The 1,550-nt window shown below is 30.2% G+C and carries 4 protein-coding genes; 3 read left to right on the top strand and 1 reads right to left on the bottom strand.

Annotated features, from left to right (window positions below; genetic code table 11):
* The first annotated feature begins 109 nt into the window (after positions 1–109).
* The 3 genes from MSI_RS13390 (at position 110) to MSI_RS13385 (ending at position 979) form a co-directional block, all read left to right on the top strand.
* Positions 110–295 (top strand): ATP-binding protein, encoded by a 186-nt coding sequence (locus MSI_RS13390; RefSeq protein WP_009108251.1) that lies wholly within the window; start codon positions 110–112, stop codon positions 293–295.
* On the top strand, positions 252–509 hold the full coding sequence (locus tag MSI_RS14805; RefSeq protein ID WP_192807778.1) for a hypothetical protein: 258 nt from the start codon (positions 252–254) through the stop codon (positions 507–509). The genes MSI_RS13390 and MSI_RS14805 overlap by 44 nt, the downstream gene beginning before the upstream one ends.
* Before the next feature lie 98 nt (positions 510–607).
* Positions 608–979 (top strand): hypothetical protein, encoded by a 372-nt coding sequence (locus MSI_RS13385; protein ID WP_155815654.1) that lies wholly within the window; start codon positions 608–610, stop codon positions 977–979.
* Between the two features lie 198 nt (positions 980–1,177).
* On the opposite strand, the gene MSI_RS14800 is transcribed toward MSI_RS13385, so the two are convergent.
* Positions 1,178–1,550: hypothetical protein (locus tag MSI_RS14800; RefSeq protein WP_039925094.1), on the bottom strand; the 373-nt coding region annotated here is incomplete at its 5' end.

Below are 1,550 nucleotides of genomic sequence, written 5' to 3'. Positions count from 1 at the left end.
AAACAGAAAGTATATATTAAATAAAAAACTATTTGTAAAACTTATAAAAGTTATAAAAATAATTTTAAGTTATAAAAGTTATAAAACTAACTGATAGTAAGGTGTGTTTATGAATAATCCTTTTAATCCCAGTTTTGGTAAAGTGCCTCCTATTTATATTGACCGTACACATCAGATAGAGGAACTTGTTTCAGAACTTAAAAATCCTGATAGTCCATACCAGACTACTTTAATATATGGTCAGAGGGGAAGTGGAAAAACAGCCTTTACCTCTGCACTTTGTCAGGAAATTTAAAAAAGAAAAGGATTTTATTATCTTAAACATTCCCTCTACAGGAAATATACTTTTATCCTATACTCAGGGAATATACAACAAAACATCTAAATTAATACAAAAAGCGCTTGATTCTTTAGACTGTATTTCACTTTCTATATTTGGTGTACAGATTGAATATAACAAAAAGGATGAGTCTAATATAAATTATCAACTTGTTCTTGAAAAATACTAAAAAAGCTTGCAGAACAGAAAATAACAGTACTAGCTGTTATAGATGAAATCAAAGCCTCTTCAGAATTAAGGAATTTTATTTCAATCTATCAGATTCTGTTGCAGCAAAATCTTCCTGTTCGTTTGATAATGGCGGGGCTTCCCCAAAATGTTTCTGAACTTCAAAATGATAATCAGCTTACTTTTTTGCTTAGAGCACCGCGAATTACGCTGGAACCTTTAGACAGTTCAAATGTACGTTTTAATTATAAAAAAAAATTTGAGAAAGGTGGAAGAACTATTGATGAAAAGGCCTTGGACAAAATGACTAAGGCATGTAGTGGTTATGCATATGCCTTTCAGTTACTGGGCTGGCTTAAAGCAAAACTAAAAAATACTATTAAATATCTGAATACTGAAAACCCATCTGTAAAAGCATCATTAAAAACTGTTCTTGAACCAATTGATGTTAGTAAGTATAAAAGAAATTAAAAAGGGAAAATTAAAGAGTGTTACCTTAAAATAAAAAAAATGTTACCGCATAACGATCGTTATGCGGTAACATAAATGTCATTATGCGGTAACATAATAGTGGATATGCGGTAACATAACGGAAATTATGTTACCGCATAATTTTCATTTTGCGTACGCAAAATGAAAATATTCTATTAACGTCTGTATAGGAACTGTTTAAAATTTATTTCTAAGCTGAATTACAGAATGTACGTTATATTTTTGTAATACAAGATTCCAGTGTGAAGATGCGGTGCTTAATGCCTTAAATCCAAAATCGCTGTGGAATTCTTTAAGAGTTTTACCGCTCATCATATAGTGAAAAGCACATTTTTGTCTGTTAGAAAGCCTTTTGTAAATATCTCCTGATAATTCATAATTCTTATTTTTTGCTGCATGAGTTCCTTTTGAGTGGAAATATTTATTATTCTGGAGTGCTTTTTTGCATAGTATGAATTCATCTGTATTCTGAAGGTTTATAAGGATGTATTTAATATCATGATAAATGAGCAAATCAAGATTTTTTTGCTGTACAGCAAACAACGAAAGT

It is taken from the genome of Treponema sp. JC4 (assembly GCF_000260795.1).
Taxonomy (GTDB): Bacteria; Spirochaetota; Spirochaetia; order Treponematales; family Treponemataceae; genus Treponema_D.
The sequence above is the reverse complement of the archived record's forward strand: the minus strand, read 5'-3'. Positions and strand labels throughout refer to the sequence as shown.

Coding starts and splice junctions, on each gene's coding strand:
- MSI_RS13390 (WP_009108251.1), top strand. CDS start 110: ATGAATAATCCTTTTAATCCCAGTTTTGGTAAAGTGCCTCCTATTTAT.